Here is a 19915-nt window from a genome sequence, read left to right as displayed (position 1 = left end):
ATGACCGAGCCCACCACCCAGCCCCCCGTCATGCCCGCTCTGATGGACACCTTCGACATCTGCGGCGACCTCCCGACCGGCACGACCCTCCTCGAGGCGAGCGCCGGCACCGGCAAGACGTGGACCATCGCCGCGCTCGTCACCCGCTACCTCGTCGAGGGCGTGGCGACGCTCGAGGAGATGCTGGTCGTCACGTTCACCCGTGCGGCCAGCCAGGAGCTGCGCGACCGGGTGCGCCGCCAGCTCGACGACGCGGCGGCGGTGCTCGCCGACCCGGCCACCGCCGACCCCGCCAACCGGCTGCACGACTGGCTGCTCGACGCCGACGAGGCGGAGCGCGCGGTCCGTCTCGGTCGCCTCACCCGGGCCCTGACCTCCTTCGACGCCGCGACGATCGCGACCATCCACCAGTTCTGCCAGCTCGTGCTCCGCAGCCTCGGCGTCGCCGGCGACACCGACACCGGCGCCGTGCTCGTGGAGGACCTCGAGCAGCTCACCACCGAGGTCAGCGACGACCACTACCTCCAGCTCTTCGCCCGCCAGCAGCGGGCGCCGTGGAGCCGCGAGGAGGCGCTCACCATCGCTCGCGCCGTCGTCGACGACCCGCGGGCCCGTGTCGCCCCGCAGGAGGCGCTCACCGACGACCCCGACGGCGCGGCGGCGGCGCGGGTGCGCTTCGCGTGCGGGGTGCTCGACGAGATCGACCGCCGCAAGCGGCGCCTCGGCGTGCTCTCCTACGACGACCTCCTCGGCCAGCTGGCCGACGCGCTCGGGCCGGAGGACTCCCCCGCCCGGGCCCGGATGCGCAACCGCTGGAAGGTCGCCCTGATCGACGAGTTCCAGGACACCGACCCGGTCCAGTGGCAGGTCTTCGAGCGTGCCTTCCACGGCGTCTCCACGCTCGTGCTGATCGGCGACCCCAAGCAGGCCATCTACGCCTTCCGCGGTGGGGACATCGTGACCTACCTCGACGCCGCCGAGCAGGCGACGACCCGGCAGACGCTCGGCGTCAACTGGCGCGCCGACCAGCCGCTGCTCGACTCGCTCCACGTGCTGGTGGAGGGCGCGGCGCTCGGCGACGAGCGGATCGCGGTGCACCCCGTGACGGCACACCATCCGACCTCCCGCCTCGAGGGCGCCGGCCCGCCGTTCCGGCTCCGCGTGGTGCGCCACCAGGAGCTCGGCCGCACCCGGCCCCGCATCGGCGACTGGCGCCAGCACGTGCTCACCGACCTCGCCGCCGACGTCAAGCGTCTGCTGACCAGCGGCGCGACCGTCGACGCCGGTGCCTCCTCGGGTGAAGCTCGTCCTGTCACTCGTCCCGTCGAGCCGAAGGACGTGGCGGTGCTGGCCGCCCGTCGGGCCGACCTGCTCGCGGCCCAGGAGGCACTGGCCGCCGTCGGCGTCCCTGCCGTGCTCAACGCCGGCGGGTCGGTCTTCAAGACGGCCGCCGCCACCCAGTGGCTGAGCCTGCTGGAGGCTCTCGAGCAACCCCACCGGGCCGACAGGGTGCGGGCCGCGGCGCTGACCGACTTCTTCGGCCGCACCGCCGAGGAGCTCCAGGCCGAGCCCGACCCGACGGACGCGCTCAGCGAGCACGTACGCCGCCTCGCCGACGTGTTCGCCGCCCGCGGCGTCGCGGCCGTGATGGAGTGCGCGGTGCTCGACGGGCTGGTCGCGCGGGTGCTCGGCCGGGTCGGCGGCGAGCGCACGCTCACCGACCTGCGCCACATCGGCGAGGCGCTGCACAAGGTCACCGTCGACGAGCGCCTCGGCGTCGTCGGGTTGCTGGGCTGGCTGCGCGCGCAGGTGGTCGACGACAAGCTCGAGGTCGCCTCCGAGCGCACCCGGCGCCTCGACTCCGACGCCGCCGCCGTGCAGCTCGTGACGATCCACGGCAGCAAGGGCCTCGAGTACCCCATCGTCTACCTCCCCACCCTGTGGGACCGCTGGGTGCGCGACGAGGACGTGCCGCTCTTCCACGACGCCGACGGCGAGCGGTGCCGCGACGTCGGCGGCCCGAGCCGCTGGCGCGACGCGGCCGTGACCCGGAGCCGTCACGAGGACGCCGGCGAGTCCCTGCGCCTCCTCTACGTCGCCCTCACGCGGGCGCAGTCGCAGGTGGTCGCCTGGTACTGCCCCACCGCCAACAACACCGCCAGTGCGCCACTGCACCGGATGCTCTTCGGCCGCGCACCCGGCCACGCGGTCGTCAACGACGAGCAGCCCGTGCTCGGCGACGACGAGGTCGTGGAGATCCTCGGCCGCTGGAAGGCGGCGGGCGGCCCGCAGCCCGAGCTCGCCATGCCCGGCGCCGTCGACACCTCCCCGATCGACCGCCCGCTACCGCCGCTGTCGGTCCGGTCGTTCGACCGCGACGTCGACACCGACTGGCGCCGCACGTCGTACTCCGCGCTGGCATCGGCCGGGGCACCCCACGCGGGAGCACCCGACCGGGTCCTGTCCGAGCCCGACGACGTCCCCGACCTCGACGAGGCTGACCTCGAGGACCTCGGCGACGAGGTGCCCGCCCCCGAGGCCGACCTGGCGCTGACCGCGGTCGCGTCACCGATGGCCGACCTGCCCGTGGGCGCCGAGTTCGGGTCGCTGGTCCACGAGGTCCTCGAGCACGCCGACCCCGCGGCGACCGACCTGCGCGCCGAGCTGCTCGCCCAGATCGAGGAGCACCGAGCGTGGTGGGCGGTCGAGGTCGACGCCGAGGTGCTCGCCGACGCGCTCGTCGCGGTGTGCGACTCCCCGCTCGGCCCCCTGGCCGGCGGCCTCACGCTGCGCGACATCCACGTGCCCGACCGGCTCCGCGAGCTCGACTTCGAGGTGCCGCTCGCGGGGGGCGACCTCGCTGCGCGCGACCACACCTCGGCCGCCCCGGCCGCGTCCGCCGCCCAGGTCGTCCTCGGCGACCTCGGGCCGCTGCTGCGCGCGCACCTCCCGGCGGGCGACCCGCTGCTGGCGTTCGCCGACACGCTCGCGGGCGACCCGGCCCTGGCCGGACAGCGGCTGCTCGGCTACCTCACCGGCTCGATCGACGTGGTGGTCCGGGTGCCGGTCGACGGCCGCACCCGTTTCCTCACCATCGACTACAAGACCAACTGGCTCGGCGACCGGGCCGCACCAGCCACCGCGTGGGACTACCGCCCCGCCGTCCTCGACGAGGCGATGGGGCACTCCGACTACCCGCTCCAGGCCCTCCTCTACACCGTGGTCCTGCACCGCTACCTCCGCTGGCGGCTGCCCGACTACGACCCTGCGGAGCACCTCGGCGGCGTGCTCTACCTCTACCTCCGCGGCATGTGCGGGCCGGCGACGCCGATCGTCGACGGCCAGCCCTGCGGGGTGTTCTCGTGGCAGCCGCCGGTGGCCCTGGTCACCGCGCTGTCCGACCTGCTGGACGGAGCACGCCGATGACTGATCTCTTCGAGCCCGTCGACGCGACCGACGCCCGCCTCGCGCTCGGGGCGACCGGGCTGCTGGCCCACTTCAACGCCGCCGGCGTGCTCACGAGCGCCGACGTCCACGTCGCCTCCGCACTGGGTCGGCTCGGCCGGGAGACCGACGAGCAGGTGCTGCTCGCCGTCGCGCTGGCAGTGCGCGCGGTCCGTGGTGGCTCGGTGGCTCTCGACCTGACCACCGTCGCCGACCCGCCCGGCCTGCCGTGGCCCGACCAGGGCGCCTGGACGCGCGCGGTCGCCGACAGCCCGCTCGTCGAGATGGGCCTGGTGCGCTGGGACAACGACCTGCTCTACCTCGACCGCTACCACGAGCAGGAGACGCAGGTCGTCGACGACCTGCTGTCGCGGGCGGCGACGTCGCCCGACCACGACGCTGGGCTGATGGCCGCGTCGATGGCGCGCCTGGTGGCGGCCATGCAGCAGGCCCGTCCCGGGACGTCCTACGACGAGCAGGTGGCGGCGTGCCTCGCGGCCGCGGGCCAGTGGACGACCGTGCTCACCGGCGGCCCAGGCACCGGCAAGACGACCGCGGTCGCCAGCCTCCTGGTCGGCCTGCTCGACCAGCACCCCGACGGGCTGCGCATCGCGCTGGCCGCGCCGACCGGCAAGGCGGCCGCGCGGCTCCAGCAGGCGGTGCACCAGGAGGCCGAGGCGTTCGACGAGCCCGACCGGGCGCGGTTGGCGGGCGTGACCGCGTCGACCCTCCACCGGTTGCTGCGACCCGACCCGGGCAACTCCACGCGCTTCCGCCACCACCGCGGCAACCGGCTCCCGCACGACGTCGTCGTGGTCGACGAGTCCTCGATGGTCTCGCTCACCCACATGGCCCGGCTGCTCGAGGCGGTCCGCCCCGACGCCCGGCTGGTGCTGGTGGGCGACCCGCACCAGCTGTCGTCGGTCGAGGCCGGCGCGGTGCTGAGCGACGTGGTCCGCGGCTTCCAGGGCAGGGCCGACTCCCCGGTCGCCGGGCTGCGCACCACCCACCGGTTCGGCGAGCAGATCCGCGCCCTGGCGGAGGCGCTGCGCACCGGCGACGCCGATGAGGCGGTGGCGGTGCTGTCGGCCGGGCACGACGCGGTCGAGTGGGTCGACGAGGCCGACCCGGCCCCGCGCATCCGGACCACCGCGCTCACCGCCGCCCTCGCCGTCCGCGACGCCGCCGAGCGGGGCGACGTCGCCGGCGCGCTGGCCGCGCTGGACCGCCACCGGCTCCTGTGCGCGCACCGCGACGGCCCCTACGGCGTACGCCACTGGAACCGGCGCATCGAGCACTGGCTGACGGCCGAGACGGGCGACCCGCTCCACGAGCGCGCCTACATCGGCCGCCCCCTGCTGGTCACCGCCAACGACCACCAGCTCGGCGTCTACAACGGCGACAGCGGCGTCGTGGTCCGGACGCCCGAGGGCCCGCGGGCGGTGATCGCGGCCAGCGACGGACCCCGCGACCTGGCGCCGTCGCGGCTCGGCGACGTGGAGACCATGCACGCGATGACGATCCACAAGTCGCAGGGCTCCCAGGCCGACGTCGTCACGGTGCTGCTGCCCGACGAGGACTCCCGCCTGCTCTCGCGCGAGCTGTTCTACACAGCCGTCACGCGGGCACGCTCGCGTGTGCGGGTGGTGGGGTCAGAGGCGGCGATCCGGGCCGCCATCGGTCGACGGGCCCAGCGCGCCAGCGGGCTCGCCGTACGCCTCGCGGCCGCCCCGTGAGCACCACGTCCCACGGACGCGCGGCTGAAACGCCACGGACACAGACTCCCGTTAACCTCGACGCATGCCCTACCTGATGCGCGTCGAGCTCCCCGATGTCCCGGGGTCGCTCGGTCGCGTCGCGGGCGCGATCGGTGAGGCCGGTGGCGACATCGACGCGATCGAGATCGTGGAGAAGCGCGACGGCTTCGCCGTCGACGACGTGCTCCTCGAGATGGCCCCCGGCACCATGCCCGACTCGGTGGTCTCCGCGTGCAGCGTGCTCGACGGGGTGACCGTGCTGTGGATCAACCGCTACGCCGCGGGCGGCAACCTGTTCCTCGACCTCGAGGTCGTCGAGGCGCTCACCGAGGACCCGTCCACGGCGCGCGACCGCCTGGTCGACCTGCTGCCGATCGCCTTCCGTGTCGACTGGGCGGCGCGGGTCCGGTCGACGAGCGACGGCTTCGAGGTCGTGCACCGCACCGACGCCGCCCCGGACGAGTTCGTCGCCCGCGACGTGCCGGTCCCGGTCCGGCTGCCCGGGGACGACACCTACGTCGAGTGCGCCGCCCCCTTCGGCGACGACGACGTCGTCCTGATGGGCCGTCGCGGCGGACCGGAGTTCCTCGACTCCGAGCTCGCCCGGCTCCAGCACCTGCTCGGCCTGGCGATGACGATCAGCCGCAACTGACCGGCTCAGCGCACCGACCGGATCCGGGTGACGAACACCGAGCCGAGCACGCAGAAGGCGAAGCCGACGACGTAGACCACCCCGTAGCCCAACGACCAGGCATCGCCGTGGGTGGCGACCGACCCGCCGAGCTCGCGGACGACGACCAGGATCAGGCCGGCGATCGCCGGGGCGAGCACCTGCGGGAGGGCGGCCGCGATGTTGATGACGCCGAGGTCCTTGGCCCGGTCGACGGCGCCGGGCAGCACCTGGGTGATCAGGGCGAAGTCGACGGCCTGGTAGACGCCGAAGCCGGCGCCGAGGACGACCGCCGCGAGCAGCGCTCCGGGCCAGGCCTGCCACAGGCCGAGGACCAGCGAGCTCGCGCCGATCAGCACCCCCGACCAGATCACGAAGACCTTCCGACGCCCGACCCGGTCGCTCCAGTGCCCCACGAGCACCGTGGTCGCGACGGTCGCCACGCCGTAGACCAGCACGAGCAGGCCGAGCCTGGCGGTGGCGTCGTCGTCGCCGTAGCCGAGGCCGTCGGTGAGGAAGTAGTAGAGGTAGTTCAGCGCGATCCAGTTGCCGAGGTTGACCAGCAGCCGGGTCAGCCACGCCCACGCGAAATCGGGGTGCTCGCGCGGCGAGACCCACAGCGAGCGGAGCAGCGTCCTCCAGTCGAGCGGCTCGAGCACGTGGTCGTCCGGGAGGGGTACGTCGCGCGAGCCGGCGAGGTAGGGCACCGACAGCGCCAGCATCACCAGCGCGATCACCAGGTAGCCCTGGGCGATCGAGCCGGTCAGCTCGGCGATCTTGATGCCCACGAGCACCCCGACCGTGCCGGCGATCGCGACCAGGCCGCCGATCAGCCCGCGCCTCTCGACCGGCACCTGGTCGGGCACCGCGGCGACGCCACCGGCCCAGGCGGCGTTGAGGGCCAGCTGCACCAGGCTCCACGCGAGGACCATGAGCACCGGGCCCTCGGCGACCGAGAGCAGCAGCAGCGACGCGGCGCCGAGGACGACGCCGCCGAGCACCCACGGGACCCTCCGCCCCAGCCGGGACGTCGTACGGTCCGAGAAGGCGCCCCACACGGGGTTGGCGAACATCGAGACCGTCGCACCGGTGAAGAGCACGACGGCCAGGAGCAGCTCCTTGCTCATGCCTCCCGGCTCCGCTGCCGCGATCCGGTCCGCCTGCTGGGCCAGGAGCACCTGGATCGGGCCGAACCAGCCCGCCATCACGCCGAGGTTGAGCAGCACGAGCGCGGCGACCCAGCGGGCCGGGGGCGTCTCGACGGGCTCGTCGAACGCGGAGCGGGCCGCAGCCTGGCTGGTCACGGCGTCATTGTGGGGCCGCGGGCCGGGGGCGCGCGAGGAAAATCAGGGTCCGCCTGCCCCACCCCGACCCGGCTGTTCTAATGACGCAATGATGTTCTCGGGCGATCCCGCCGTGCGGCGCTGGGACCTGCTCGACATCGTCTCCGTGCTCGACGTCGACAGCGTCCTGGAGCGCGCCACCGCGATCGCCGCGGAGCGCACGCGCGCCCAAGGGCTGGTGCTGACCCTCGTCGACGAGCCCGCGCCGGGCGGGACCGACGCCGAGGAGCCGTCCTCCCGGATCCTGTCGGTGCGTGGCATGGACGCGGCCGAGGCGGCCGCGCTCCGAGAACGGCTGGGCGCCTCCGGCCTGCGGGGTGGACCGGGCGCCCGCCCGGAGCAGGACGTGTCCCGCCTGGGCGACCGGGCCACCGGCCGCGAGGTGCTGCGGGTGCCGGTCGTGGTGGGCGAGCGGCTCTACGCCGACCTGCTCCTCCTCGCTCCGCCGGACGGCTTCTTCGACGACGACGACGTGGAGAGCATCGCGGCCCTGGGCCGGGTCACCGGCGTGGCCGTGCGCAACGCCCTCAGCTACACGCTCAGCGAGCGGCGGCGCGAGTCCCTCGAGCTCGCCGCCGCGGTCGACCGGTCGATCCGGCCGCCCTTCCTGCTCTCCGACCCGCTCACCCGCCTCGCCGAGGGCGCGCTGCGGATGTCCGGGGCCCGGACAGCGGTCGTCGTCCAGGTCGCGACCGACCCCGACCGCGTCGACGTCTCCGCGGGTGCCGGCGTGACCGACGGGGTGCTCGCCCGCACCCTGGGTGCGGTCACCGACCGCGTCCTGGCCGCCCAGCAGGACGGCGAGGGGTTCGTCGTCCGCCACCGCGAGCTCACGGTGTGGGGTGTCCCCCTCGACCCCGAGCACGCCTTCCACGGGGTGGTCGTGATGCTGCTCGACGGCACCCACCGCGGTCCGTCCGCCGACGACCGCGAGCTCCTCGGCGCCTTCGTGCGGCACTGCTCCCTCGTCCTCGACCACGCGGTGCTCCAGCACGACCGCCAGCACGCCGTGCTGGCCGCCGACCGCGACCGGATCGCCAGGGACCTGCACGACGGGGTGATCCAGCGCCTCTACGCGACCGCGCTGAAGCTGCGGGCCGGGATCCGCAGCGGTGAGGACACCGGCGGCCACGGCGACGAGGCCGTCCGCGAGATCGGCGACTCCATCCGCGACATCCGCGGCACCGTCTTCGAGCTGGAGCGCGGACGGTCCGCGTCGCTGCGCGGCGACGTGCTGGCGCTCGCGCGGGAGTACGAGCCGGTGCTGGGCTTCCTGCCCGCCGTGCGGTCGTGGGGACCGGTCGACTCCCTGGTCCCCGCCGAGCTCGCCGACCAGGCGACGGTGGTGCTGCGCGAGGCGCTGTCCAACTGCGCACGCCACGCCGGAGCCGGCCGGGTGGAGGTCGACGTCGCGGTGGAGGACGGCTGGTTCACGCTGTGGGTCACCGACGACGGCCGCGGCATGGCCGGCTCCGACGTGCCGAGCAGCGGGCTGCGCAACCTCCGCACGCGCGCGGCCGCGCTGGGCGGCGACCTCGAGGTCCAGAGCGCCGGGCGCGGGACCGTGCTGCAGTGGCGCGTGCCGCTCGATCGCTGATCGGGGCAGCCCGGTGGGGCTAGGGTCGCCAGGCATGGACATGCTGCGCAGCGCCCAGATCGCCGAGGCCGGGCTCACCGACTGGAGAAAGCTGGCCCAGGGCCTGCACGCCCGCTACGTCACCGACGGCTTCGCTGCGGGGGCGCGCTTCGTGGCCGCAGTGGGCGAGGCCGGCGACGAGGTCGGCCACCACCCGCGGGCCGCCATCGGTGACCGGCACGTCGACCTTGAGCTGGTGACCGCCGAGGCGATCTACCGCGCCGACGACGGCACCGAGCACGTCGTGGAGTGGGTGACCCAGCAGGACGTCGACCTCGCCCGCCGGATCACCGACCTCGCCGCGGACCTGGGGCTGGTCGCCGACCCGGCGGCGGTCAGCGAGGTCGAGCTGGGCCTCGACACCACCAGCTCCGCGACCGTCGCCCCGGTGTGGGCCGCGCTGCTGACCGGCGACGCCGCATCCCAGGGCCTCGGGTCACCGGGCGACGAGGTCCGCGACGCCACCGGACGGGTGCCGAACCTGTGGTTCGACGACGAGGCGGCCGCCGACGCGACGCAGCGGTTCCACGTCGAGGTCTACGTCGCACCCGAGGTGCGCGAGCAGCGGATCGCCGCGGCCGTCGCGGCGGGCGGGACCGTCGCCGACGACAGCCAGGCACCCGGCCTCACCGTGCTCGCGGACCAGGACGGCAACACCGGCGTCATCTGCATCGACGCCGCCGCCGCAGGACTCGGCTGACGCCGGGCCCCGCTCAGGAACCGTCGGGGCCGCCGTCGCCGCTCGGGGGTGCCACCTCCGCGGCCCGCGCCTGCGGCTCCGACCACAGCCACTCGGCTGCGACCGTGAGCAGCACCCAGCACAGGCCGGCGACCACCAGGTAGCGCGCGAGCGCGACGTCGACGGGAACCGCCCCCATGACGGCTCCGGCGAGCGCCGGCGAGGTGAGGAGCGCGGCGACGAGGAGCATCGTCCCGGAGACGGGCTTCATGCCATCACCGCCAGGCGATCGCCGGAGACGGTGCCGACGGACCTGACCTGGTTCGCGCCGACGAGCTCGGTGTAGGAGAGCACCGCGGTGGTCTGCAGCACCGGCGCCACCATGCGGCGCACGGCGGCGCGCAGCTGCGGCGCACAGACGACGACGGGCCGCAGGCCCTGCTCCTCGCCTGCCGTGCGGAGGTCGGAGAGCTCACCCAGCACGCTCTGGCCGACGAGCGGGTCGAGGGCGACCACGGCCCCCTGCTCCCCCGGTCGTACGGCCTCGAGCATCCGCTGCTCGAGCATCGGGTCGAAGCTGATGACGTGCACGACGCCCTCCGTCAGGTGCGGGGCCACGATCGCGGGGCCGAGGGCGGCGCGGGCCGCCTCGACGAGGGTGTCGGGGTCCTTGGTGGTCTGTGCCTTGAGCGACAGCGCCTCGAAGATGCGGACCAGGTCGCGCACGGCCACGCCCTCGACCAGCATCCCCTGCAGGACGCGCTGCACCTCGCCGAGGCTGAGCTGGGCGGGGGTGAGCTCCTCGACGACGACCGGGTGGCTGCGACGGATGAGCTCGGTGAGGGTCTTGACGTCCTCACGGCCGAGCAGCCGGGCGGCGTGCTGGCCGACCACCTCGGCGAGGTGGGTGGTGATGACCGAGGAACGGTCGACGACCGTCGCGCCGCTGAGCTCGGCCTGGACGCGCAGCTCGGCCGGGATCCACGACGCCTCCAGCCCGAAGACGGGCTCGCGCGTCGGCTGACCGGGCATCGTGCCGAGGTTGTCGCCGATGGCGAGGACCGTGCCGCGGGGCGCCTCGCCGCGCGCGACCTCGATGCCGAACAGCCGGATGGCGTAGGTGCCCGAGGGCAGGTCGATGCTGTCGCGGGTGCGGACCGGCGGCACGATGATGCCGAGCTCGCCGGCGATCTTGCGGCGCAGCGCCTTGACCCGGTCGAGCAGGTCACCGCCGCTGGCGGTGTCGACGAGGTCGATGATGTCCGGGGAGAGCTCGAGGCCGAGCGGGTCCACCTGGATCTCCGCGGCGAGGAGCTCCGGGGTGTCCGGCGCCGGTGCCAGCGCCTGCTCCGGGAGCAGCTCCGCGCCCTCGGCGCCGGGCTTCGGCACCCGGCTCGAGGCCAGCAGCATGATGCCGCCGGCGGTGACGAACGGAAGCTTGGGCAGGCCCGGGATCAGGCAGAGGAAGAGGGCGCCGAAACCGGCGATCTGGAGCGGCACCTTGTTGCTGGTGAGCTGGCGCAGGATGTCCGAGCCCATGTCGGAGTCGCCGGTGTTGCGGGTGACGATCAGGCCGGTCGCGGTCGAGAGCAACAGCGCGGGGATCTGGGAGACCAGGCCGTCACCGACCGACAGCAGGCTGTAGGTCGTGATCGCGTCGCCGAAGGACATGCCCCGCTGGGCCATGCCGACGGCGAAGCCGCCGAGCAGGTTGACCATCGTGATGATGATGGCCGCGATCGCGTCGCCCTTGACGAACTTCGAGGCACCGTCCATCGAGCCGTAGAAGTCGGCCTCGGCGTGCACCTCGTGGCGCCGGCGCCGGGCCTCGTCCTCGTCGATGAGGCCGGAGTTGAGGTCGGCGTCGATGGCCATCTGCTTTCCGGGCATCGCGTCGAGGGTGAAGCGCGCGCCGACCTCGGCGACGCGCTCGGCGCCCTTGGTGATCACCACGAACTGGATGACCAGCAAGATGGCGAAGACGATGAGGCCGACGATGAGCGAGCCACCGACGACGAAGTGGCCGAAGGTGTCGATCACCTTGCCGGCGTAGCCGTCGAGCAGCACCAGCCGGGTGGCGCTGACGTTGAGCGCCAGGCGGAAGAGCGTCAGCACGAGCACGACCGCCGGGAAGGCCGCGAACTCCAGCGGCTTGTGCACGAACATCGCGACCAGCAGCGCGAGCAGCGCGGCGGTGATGTTGAAGGCGATCAGCATGTCGAGGACGACCGCAGGCAGCGGCACGACGAGCATCACGATGATCATCACGATGCCGGCTGGTACGCCCAGCTGGAGCAGTCGCTTCGGGGCCACGAGGTGCCTTTCGGGAGGTCGCCGAGGGGCGCGCCTTCCATGGCACGGGGGCGGCGCCGTCCTGGCACCACAGCCCTCATCGGCCGGCGGGGGGTGCTCCTGAGGAGTTCGTGGCGGCCGGCTCGATCGAGCGCCGGCGGCGCCCGGCGACGGGGACCGCGGGCAGGTCGGCCGCTTGTCGCGGGGTGAGGTGCTCGCCGCCCCGGGCGCCGGTCGAGCGGCGGGAGATGACGAACGCCAGCACCTGCGCCACGGCGGCGTACAGCTCGGCGGGGATCTCCTGCCCGACCACCGTGGACCGGTGCAGGGCGCGGGCGAGCGGGATGTCGCGGACGAGGGGTACGCCGTGCTCGGCCGCCTCCTCGCGGATCCGCTGGGCGACCACGCCGGCACCCCGGGCGACGACCCGCGGCGCGCCGCGCTCGGCGTCGTACTTCAGCGCGACGGCGACGTGGGTCGGGTTGACCAGCACGACGTCGGCAGTGGGCACATCGGCCATCATGCGGTTGCGCGAGGCCGCGAGCTGGCGCGAGCGGATCGCGCCCTTGAGGAGCGGGTCACCCTCAGACTGCTTGTTCTCCTGCTTGACCTCGTGCTTGCTCATCCGGGTCTGCTTGCCCATCCGCTTGCGGACCATCATGTAGTCGGCCACCGCCATCACGAGGCCCGCGACGGCCACGCTCCGCACCAGGGACATCACCTCGTCGCGCACCACCTCGAGCACCGCGGCGATCGGGACCAACCCACCGATGAGCGGCATGATCGCCGAGACCGCGCCGTAGGCGACGAAGCCGACGACGGCGCTCTTGAGCAGCATCTTGGCGCCCTCCCACAGCGCCTGGGTGCCGAAGATGCGCTTGAAGCCCTGGATCGGGTTGAGCTTCTTGAGCGAGGGCTTCACGGACTTGGTGGCGAGGAAGAAGCCGCCCTGGGCGAGCGCGGCCGCCACACCCACGATCATCACCGCGGTGCCGAGGGTCACCAGCGTGATCATCACGTGCCGGGCGCCGCGGCCGAGGAGGGTCGTGGCGTCGGCGACCTCGACGCGGCCGTCCATGCTGAAGCAGTCGCGCATCAGCTCGGCGAGCGCGGTCAGCTCACGTCCGAGGAGGGTCGGCAGGACCATCCCGACCAGCAGGAGGGTCGCCCAGCCGCCCAGCTCCTGGGTGCGCGGGACCTGTCCCTCCTTGCGCGACTCCTTGCGCTTCTTGGCTGTGGGCTTCTCGGTCTTCTCCTCCGACACCCGCCCTCACCCCCCGCTCACGAGCGCGAACTGCGCCTCGTTGGCCAGCTCGACCAGTCGGCTGACGGCCTCGGGCAGCACCGGGAAGGACAGCCCGAGCAGCAGCAGGGTCAGACCGATCTTCGCCGGGAACATCACGTTGATCGCGTTGAGGTGCGGCGCGACCTTGGTCAGCAGCGCCAGTGCGAGGTCGGACACGAAGAGGACCGCGATCAGCGGCAGCGCGATCTGGACCGCGGTCACGAAGAACATCCCGAACGCGGTGACGAGCACGTGGGAGGCGCCCTCGATCTTCGGCGCCTCACCGAGCGGCAGCACGTCGAAGGTGCGCAGCAGGCCACCGAGGACCAGGAGGTGCCCGCCGGTGGCGAAGAGGATCATCACCGCGAGCATCTGGTGGAGCTTGCCGAAGACGGTGTTCATGTTCATCGACAGCGGGTCGAAGCCCTGCGCGAGCTGGAAGCCGCCGAAGGTGTCGATCAGCGAGCCGGCCGTGGCGATCGCGGCCAGCAGGACGTACGTCACCAGGCCCAGCGCTGCGCCGACCACCACCTGCGTGACGGCGGTGACCAGGAGGCTGCCCGTGCTCGTCGGGATGCTGCCACCGTCCACGTTCGGCACGACGGCGAAGGCGAGGCCGAGGGACAGCACCACCTTGGCCATGGTCGGCACCGAGCGGCCCGCGAAGGGCGGGACGAGGGCGAGCCAGGCGATGATGCGCACCGACGCCAGGAGGTAGGCGAGCAGCGGCTCGCCCGCCACGGTCAGGGTCACGTGGTCAACCCAGCAGCGTGGGGACCATCGCGAAGAGGTCCTGGGTGAAGTCGACGAGGGTCTGGAGCATCCAGCCGCCGGAGATCAGCAGCGCGACCCCGACCCCGACGAGCTTGGGCACGAAGGCAAGCGTGAACTCCTGGATCTGCGTCATCGACTGGAAGAGGGAGATCGTGAAGCCGATGACGAGCGAGGTGACCAGGATCGGCGCCGAGAGCTTCAGCGCGACCACCATGGTCTGGAGGGCGATGTTGATGACGGTGGTGTCGGTCACGGTGGCCTACTGGTAGCTCGAGACGACGGATGTGATGACCAGGCCCCATCCGTCGACGAGGACGAAGAGCAGCAGCTTGAAGGGCAGCGACACCATCACCGGCGGCATCATCATCATGCCGAGCGCCATGAGCGCGCCGCTGATGACGATGTCGATGACGAGGAAGGGAATGAAGATGATGAAGCCGATGATGAACGCCTGCTTGAGCTCGCTCAGCACGAACGACGGCACCAGCGTCGCCATGGACACCTCGTCGCGGTTCTCCGGCAGCTTGCGGCCGGCGACGTTGGTCAGCAGTCGCAGCTCGTCGTCGCCGGTCTGGTCGAGCATGAAGTCGCGGAGCGGCTCGACGCCGTCGTCGTACGCCACGGAGGCGGTCTTGTCGCCGTCGAGGTAGGGCTGGATGCCGGTGTCGTTCATCTCGGTCAGCACCGGCGCCATGATGAAGAGCGAGAGGAACAGCGCGAGACCGGCGAGCACCTGGTTGGGCGGGATCTGCTGGAGGCCCAGCGCGTTGCGGGTGAGGCCGAGCACGATCAGCACCTTGGTGAAGCTGGTGCAGGTCAGCAGGATCGCGGGCAGGAGGGACAGCAGCGACAGCGCGAGGATCACCGTGACCGGCGTGCTGGGCTTGTCGGTGATGCCGCCGAGGTCGATCGTCACCGAGCTGTCGCCACCGGGACCCTTCGGTCCCTTCGGGGCACGCGGTCCGTCCGGACCATCCGGGGCCATCGGCAGCGCCGGGGAGACGCCTGCGTGCACGGCGACGGAGGACGGGGCCGTTGGCGCGGCGGCGGCCGTGGTGGCGCTCAGGCCGAGCAGGACGGCGGCGGCGCCGAAGACGGCGGCCAGGACGGCAGCGAGGTGACGCGCGACCCGAGAGCGCGCGGTCACGACGCCTTGCCCGTCGCGGCTGCGATGGCCTGGCGCCAGGTCTGCGGCGAGAGGACGGACCCGGCGAGCGCGCCGGCGTCGGTCGACGGAGCGCGCGTGCCGGACATGGGACGGCGCACCGGCCGGACCACCTCGACCACCTCGACGGGCTCGACGGGCGGGACGGGCTGGACGATCGCGGCGACCTCGTCGCGCGGTGCGACAGCCCGGTGCGTGCCGCGCTGGGCGCCGCGCTGCGCGAGGGAGGCCAGGGCGGAGAGGGACGACAGCGAGGCCAGGCTCGCGATCCGGGCACGCGTCGGCGCCGCGGTGGTGTCGAGGTCGGGCGCCGCCGGCTCGACAGGGACGGCCTGGGTCAGGTCGAGGTCCACCGCACCGTCGAGCTCGGCGTCCGCCAGCTCCTCGGGGTCGAGCTCGGTGAGCAGCGAGACCTGGTGGTCGGTGGAGCCGATGACGAGCACGCGGCTGCCGACCGTGATGACCGAGACCGAGGCGCTGCGCGACAGCTGCTGGCGGTGCAGCACCTGCACCGGAGCGCCGGCGCGCGCGCCGTACCGCTTCCCGACCAGGCGGGCGAGGAGCAGCATGAGACCTACGACGACCGCCAGCGAGGCGATCAGTCGCACCGTGAGCTCGAGCACGTCAGCCCGCTGCGCTCTCGTCGATGATCTCGGTGACGCGCAGGCCGAAGTCCTCGTCGACCACGACGACCTCGCCGCGGGCGATGAGCCGGCCGTTGACCAGGAGGTCGGCCGGGCTGCCGGCGGCCCGGTCGAGCTCGAGCACCTCCCCCGGGGACAGGGCGAGCAGGTCGCGCACCGTCATGGTCGTGCGGCCGAGCTCGACCGTCACCTCCATGTCGACGCCGTGCAGCATCTCGATGCCGCGCTGCGGGAGTCGGACCGACGGCGCCACGACAGGCTCGGGCTGCACGGCGGCACGCACCGAGGCGGCCGCGGTCGCCGCCGCGTCGGAGACGAGGAGGGCACCGGCCGTGAGGCCGCCGCCGAGGAGGGGCACGGCGGTGAACGGCGTGCCGAGGTCGGAGCCGACGAGCTCGACCGCCACCTCGCGCGCCGCCCCGCAGCCGGTTCCGAACGCAGCTGCGGCCGCCTCGAGCGCGGGCTGTGTGGCCGCAGCGAGGTCGAGGCCACCGAGCGGGCTGGCGGCGAGTGCCTCGACCAGGTCCGGGCCGACCAGCACGGCGATGCGCGGCGCACCCGGGAGGTGGAGCTCGGCGACGACGGCACCGGCCAGACCGGTGCCGGCCCAGTCGTCACCGGACATCGGCGTGCCGGCCTCGAGCGGGCTCGGCGCGGGCAGCACCTCGGCGGCGGCAGCCGCGGCCGAGACGACGCTCGTGTGGAGGTCGGCGCGGGTGAGGTCGGGCGTGGTGGTCATGCGTTCTCCTTGGTACTGGCGGTGCCGACGACCAGCGCGGCCAGTCGGGCCCCGTGGCTGCCGGCGGTGGCCTGGGCGAAGGTGGCCTCACCGACGACGACGTCGAGCGGGTCGGCGGCGCGGTGCGCGAGGCGCACCACGTCGCCGACGGCCAGGTGGGTGAGGGCGTCGGGGCCCAGGCGCGTGGGGCGGAAGCGCACCACGGCATCGACGGGGACGTCCTGGAAGCGGCGGTCGACGAGCTCGGCGGCCCGGCTGCGCTGCTGGCGCTCGTGCTCCGAGACCGGGGCCGGGGCCGCCGCCTTGGCCAGGACCGGGTGCAGGCCGGCGAAGGGCATGCAGAGGGTGATGCGGTGCGTGCGCTCCTTGAGCGTGAGGTCGAAGCTCGCCACGACCACGGCGTCGCCCGGAGAGGCCGCCTGGGCCAGCTGCGGGTTGTACTCGAAGCCCAGGATGGACGGGTTGATCTGGACGACGCTGGCGACGCTGTAGGCCAGCTCGCCCAGCAGCCGGGTGAGGACACCGCGCACGACGGCGCTCTCGATGTCGGTCAGCGGACGCATGGGCTGGTTGTCGGAGCCCGGGCCTCCGAGCATCTGGTCGATCGCGCTCATCACGACAGGGAGCGGGAGGTCGAGCAGGGAGACGCCGGGCAGCGGCTCGGTGGTCACCTTGACGGCGTACGTCATCGGGTCGAGCGAGTCGACGTGCTCGGCGTAGGTCTGCTGCACGACGCCGCGCAGCTGGGCCGTGCACACGGTCCGCAGCGCGGTCGTGAAGACCGTCGCCATCTGGCGGGCGAACCCGTCGAAGCTCATCTGGAGCAGGCGGGTGTGCTCGCGGGAGAGCTGGATGGGGCGGCGGAAGTCGTACGCCGTCGGGGCCGCCCCGCTGCGGGCGCGCCGGCGCGCCCGGGCACCGGTGTGCGCGGGTGAGCGGGGGGTCTGCAGGGCCGTCACGAAGACAGGTATCGGCCTCCCGGGACCGGACCTGAGGGGTTGGTGCGGACTCGTGCGCCCGCCGGCGGCGGCTACTGCGTGACGAACTCGGTGAAGTACACCTCCAGGACGTCGCCGTGGTACTCCTCGTGCAGCTTCTCCTCGAGCTTGTCCTTGAGCTCCGCGCGCTGGCCGACCTTGACGAGGTCGCCCTGGTCGACGCCGCTGAAGAGCTCGATCGTCGCGTCCAGCGCCTTGCTGCCGTCGGCCTCGTGGGCGTCGGCGGAGAGCTGGAGGGCGATGCCGACGCGGAGGTAGTGCCCGTCGGCGAGGTTGATCTGGATCGGCTCCATCGTCATCACCTCACCGGGCTCCGGCTCGGCGGGGCCGCTGGGTCGCAGCAGGAACCACCAGGCTGCCGCGGCGGCGATGACGAGCACGAGCCCGATCACGATGAGCTTCTTCTTCTTGCCTCCCTTGGGCTCCGGCTCGTCGGCCGCTGCCTTCGTGGGACGTTCCATGGTGGCGCTGGTCATGAGGATCCTCCCTCGGTCGAGTCCTGCGTGGCGCCGACCTGCACGGCGGCGATGTCGTCCAGCAGCGCGCGTGAGCCTGCCGGCAGCTGCGAGAGGACGACGATGTCCACCCGCTTGTTGATGTCCTGGGACCCGGGCTTCGCCGGGTCGACGAGCGGAACCTCGTGGCCGAAGGCGGCGGCGCTGAGCCGCTCGCCGGGGATCCGGCCGACCTCCTGGAGGTAGCGCAGCACGGTGACGGCCCGCGCGGAGGAGAGGTCCCAGTCGGTGGCGAAGAAGCGCGGCTTCACCGGCACCTGGTTGGTGTGACCGTCGATGCGGAGATCCTCGACGGCGCCACGCAGCACGGGCGCCACCGCCTCCAGCACGCGCTGGCCGCGACGGCTCAGCTCGGCCCGGTCGGGCTCGAAGACCACGTGCCGCGAGGTCAGGCTGACGACGAGGCCACTGTCGTCGATGCGGCGCGTCACGTCGCCGGCCAGTCCCTCCTTGCGGAGCGCCTCGGCCAGCCGCTTGCCGAGCGCGTCGAGGCGGGCTGCCTCGGCCTGCGCCTCGCTGTACTGCCGGTCCTCGTGGGCCAGCGCCTGCTGGGCGCGCTGCGCGGTCGGGGCGGCACCCATGAAGTTGTCGGGCTTCACCGGCTGCACCGCGGCGACACCGGGCTGCTCCATGATCGACTCCGAGCCGGTCATCACCGAGCTGGAGTCGCCGAAGCCGGCGGCAAGGCCGTCCTTGAGGGCGTTGAACTTCTTCTGGTCCACCGAGCTCATCGCGAACATCACGATGAACAGCACCATCAGCAGCGTCACCATGTCGGCGTACGTCACCAGCCAGCGCTCGTGGTTCTCGTGCTCCTCCGGCTCCTCCCGGCGCTTGCGTCGTGTCGCGCTCATCTCACGCGGCCTTCGCCGAGGCCGCGGGCTGCTCGCCGGCGGGCAGGAGGGAGGTGAGCTTCTGCGCGATCACCCGCGGGTTGGACCCGGCCTGGATCGCCGCGACGCCCTCGATGATGAGCTCCATCCGCGCGGCCTCGAGCTCGGTGAGCCGCTTCAGGCGGCTGCCGATGGGCAGCCAGATCACGTTGGCCGACATCACGCCCCACAGGGTCGCGATGAACGCGGCCGCGATCAGGTGGCCGAGCTCCTCGGGCTGTGCCAGGTTCTCCAGCACGTGCACCAGCCCCATGACCGTGCCGACGATGCCGATGGTGGGCGCGTAGGCGCCGGCGTCGGCGAAGAACTTCGCGGAGTGCTTCCCGTGCGCCTTGGTGGCGTGGACCTCCGCCTCGAGGATCTCGCGGACCTCGTCGGGGTCGGTGCCGTCGATGGCGAGCGTGACGCCCTTGACGAGGAAGGGGTCGTCGACCTTCTTCAGCTCGTCCTCGAGGGCCAGCAGGCCCTCGCGTCGGGCCTTCTCGGCCAGGGCGACCACCATGGGCACGACCTCGCCGGCGGGTCGCACCTTGCCGGTGAAGGCGGTCTTGAGCGAGGCGAGCGCGTTCTTGGCGTCCGGGATCGTGCCGCCCGCCATGGTCACCATCAAGGTGGTGCCGAAGACCAGGAGCATCGGCGGGAGGAGGAGCAGGCTCATCGGGTTGCCGCCCTCCATCACGTTGGCGGCGACGATGATGATCAGGCCGAAGATGACGCCGATCAGGGTTGCCGGATCCATCAGCGTTCCTCCTCCAGCGTCGGGTCGAGCGTGGGGTGGTCGGCCACCGCGGCCAGGTGGGCGCGCTGGGCCATCGTCTGCGGCGGCATGTCGGGCAGGGAGCCGGCGGCGATGATGCTGCCGCGCCAGGCGCGCACCTGCTCGACGACCTGCAGCAGGCCCTCGGCCACGACGTACTTCTTGCCGTCGACCAGCGTCACCACCGTGTCCGGGGTGCTGTCGAGTCGCTCGATCAGGTCGGCGTTCAGGACGAACGCCGTACCGGAGAGTCGGGTCAACACAATCATGTCGGTGCACCATCCCTGTGCGTGAGCTCGAGGCCCGTCCGTGGGCCTCGATGTC

General features: G+C 73.0%; 19 protein-coding genes. 5 read left to right on the top strand and 14 right to left on the bottom strand.

Annotated features, from left to right (window positions below; all coding sequences use genetic code 11):
• The 3 genes from ASC64_RS19800 (at window position 1) to ASC64_RS19790 (ending at window position 5853) form a co-directional block, all read left to right on the top strand.
• On the top strand, window positions 1-3426 hold the full coding sequence (locus tag ASC64_RS19800; RefSeq protein WP_235563845.1) for a UvrD-helicase domain-containing protein: 3426 nt from the start codon (window positions 1-3) through the stop codon (window positions 3424-3426).
• The gene (recD, locus tag ASC64_RS19795) at window positions 3423-5180 is read left to right on the top strand and encodes an exodeoxyribonuclease V subunit alpha (protein ID WP_056909280.1); all 1758 of its coding nucleotides are present in this window, start codon (window positions 3423-3425) and stop codon (window positions 5178-5180) included. The genes ASC64_RS19800 and recD overlap by 4 nt, the downstream gene beginning before the upstream one ends.
• 64 nt (window positions 5181-5244) lie before the next feature.
• A complete protein-coding gene (locus tag ASC64_RS19790) occupies window positions 5245-5853 on the top strand; it encodes an ACT domain-containing protein (RefSeq protein WP_056909279.1) in 609 nt (202 codons plus the stop codon).
• A 5-nt stretch (window positions 5854-5858) separates the two neighbouring features.
• On the opposite strand, the gene ASC64_RS19785 is transcribed toward ASC64_RS19790, so the two are convergent.
• The gene (locus ASC64_RS19785) at window positions 5859-7175 is read right to left on the bottom strand and encodes an MFS transporter (protein WP_056909278.1); all 1317 of its coding nucleotides are present in this window, start codon (window positions 7173-7175) and stop codon (window positions 5859-5861) included.
• Window positions 7176-7263: 88 nt separating this feature from the next.
• Here ASC64_RS19785 and ASC64_RS23040 point away from each other — a divergent pair, with 88 nt between their 5' ends.
• Window positions 7264-8811, top strand: a complete 1548-nt coding sequence (locus ASC64_RS23040; protein ID WP_156385308.1) for a sensor histidine kinase — start codon at window positions 7264-7266, stop codon at window positions 8809-8811.
• A gap of 34 nt (window positions 8812-8845) precedes the next feature.
• Window positions 8846-9550: a 4a-hydroxytetrahydrobiopterin dehydratase gene (locus ASC64_RS19775; protein ID WP_056909276.1), complete on the top strand. Its 705-nt coding sequence runs from the start codon at window positions 8846-8848 to the stop codon at window positions 9548-9550.
• Window positions 9551-9563: 13 nt separating this feature from the next.
• Here the strand turns inward: ASC64_RS19775 and ASC64_RS19770 are convergent, their stop codons facing one another.
• The 13 genes from ASC64_RS19770 to ASC64_RS19710 form a co-directional block, all read right to left on the bottom strand.
• Complete coding sequence (locus ASC64_RS19770; RefSeq protein WP_056909275.1) at window positions 9564-9800, bottom strand: hypothetical protein; 237 nt, start codon at window positions 9798-9800, stop codon at window positions 9564-9566.
• Window positions 9797-11842, bottom strand: a complete 2046-nt coding sequence (locus ASC64_RS19765; RefSeq protein ID WP_156385307.1) for a flagellar biosynthesis protein FlhA — start codon at window positions 11840-11842, stop codon at window positions 9797-9799. The genes ASC64_RS19770 and ASC64_RS19765 overlap by 4 nt, the downstream gene beginning before the upstream one ends.
• Before the next feature lie 76 nt (window positions 11843-11918).
• Window positions 11919-13085 (bottom strand): EscU/YscU/HrcU family type III secretion system export apparatus switch protein, encoded by a 1167-nt coding sequence (locus ASC64_RS19760; protein ID WP_056909274.1) that lies wholly within the window; start codon window positions 13083-13085, stop codon window positions 11919-11921.
• Window positions 13086-13091: 6 nt separating this feature from the next.
• The gene (locus ASC64_RS19755; protein WP_056909273.1) at window positions 13092-13859 is read right to left on the bottom strand and encodes a flagellar biosynthetic protein FliR; all 768 of its coding nucleotides are present in this window, start codon (window positions 13857-13859) and stop codon (window positions 13092-13094) included.
• A 4-nt stretch (window positions 13860-13863) separates the two neighbouring features.
• On the bottom strand, window positions 13864-14133 hold the full coding sequence (fliQ, locus tag ASC64_RS19750) for a flagellar biosynthesis protein FliQ (RefSeq protein ID WP_082550671.1): 270 nt from the start codon (window positions 14131-14133) through the stop codon (window positions 13864-13866).
• A 6-nt stretch (window positions 14134-14139) separates the two neighbouring features.
• Window positions 14140-15027, bottom strand: coding sequence for a flagellar type III secretion system pore protein FliP (gene fliP / locus ASC64_RS19745; protein WP_235563844.1), 888 nt, complete (start codon window positions 15025-15027; stop codon window positions 14140-14142).
• Window positions 15024-15668, bottom strand: coding sequence for a FliO/MopB family protein (locus ASC64_RS19740; protein WP_056909272.1), 645 nt, complete (start codon window positions 15666-15668; stop codon window positions 15024-15026). Before ASC64_RS19740 ends, fliP begins: the two co-directional genes overlap by 4 nt.
• 1 nt (window position 15669) lies before the next feature.
• Window positions 15670-16428, bottom strand: a complete 759-nt coding sequence (gene fliN, locus ASC64_RS19735) for a flagellar motor switch protein FliN (RefSeq protein WP_056909271.1) — start codon at window positions 16426-16428, stop codon at window positions 15670-15672.
• Window positions 16425-17387: a flagellar motor switch protein FliM gene (locus ASC64_RS19730; RefSeq protein ID WP_056909270.1), complete on the bottom strand. Its 963-nt coding sequence runs from the start codon at window positions 17385-17387 to the stop codon at window positions 16425-16427. The genes fliN and ASC64_RS19730 overlap by 4 nt, the downstream gene beginning before the upstream one ends.
• 71 nt (window positions 17388-17458) lie before the next feature.
• The gene (locus tag ASC64_RS19725) at window positions 17459-17902 is read right to left on the bottom strand and encodes a flagellar basal body-associated FliL family protein (protein ID WP_056909269.1); all 444 of its coding nucleotides are present in this window, start codon (window positions 17900-17902) and stop codon (window positions 17459-17461) included.
• A complete protein-coding gene (locus ASC64_RS19720; RefSeq protein WP_056909268.1) occupies window positions 17899-18795 on the bottom strand; it encodes an OmpA/MotB family protein in 897 nt (298 codons plus the stop codon). The genes ASC64_RS19725 and ASC64_RS19720 overlap by 4 nt, the downstream gene beginning before the upstream one ends.
• 1 nt (window position 18796) lies before the next feature.
• A complete protein-coding gene (locus ASC64_RS19715) occupies window positions 18797-19573 on the bottom strand; it encodes a motility protein A (protein WP_056909267.1) in 777 nt (258 codons plus the stop codon).
• Entirely contained in the window at window positions 19573-19860 is a 288-nt protein-coding gene (locus ASC64_RS19710; RefSeq protein WP_056909266.1) for a flagellar FlbD family protein, read from the bottom strand. The genes ASC64_RS19715 and ASC64_RS19710 overlap by 1 nt, the downstream gene beginning before the upstream one ends.
• Window positions 19861-19915: the final 55 nt, after the last annotated feature.

Origin of the sequence: Nocardioides sp. Root122 (genome assembly GCF_001425025.1) — a bacterium.
Classification (GTDB): Bacteria; Actinomycetota; Actinomycetes; order Propionibacteriales; family Nocardioidaceae; genus Nocardioides.
The sequence above is the reverse complement of the archived record's forward strand: the minus strand, read 5'-3'. Positions and strand labels throughout refer to the sequence as shown.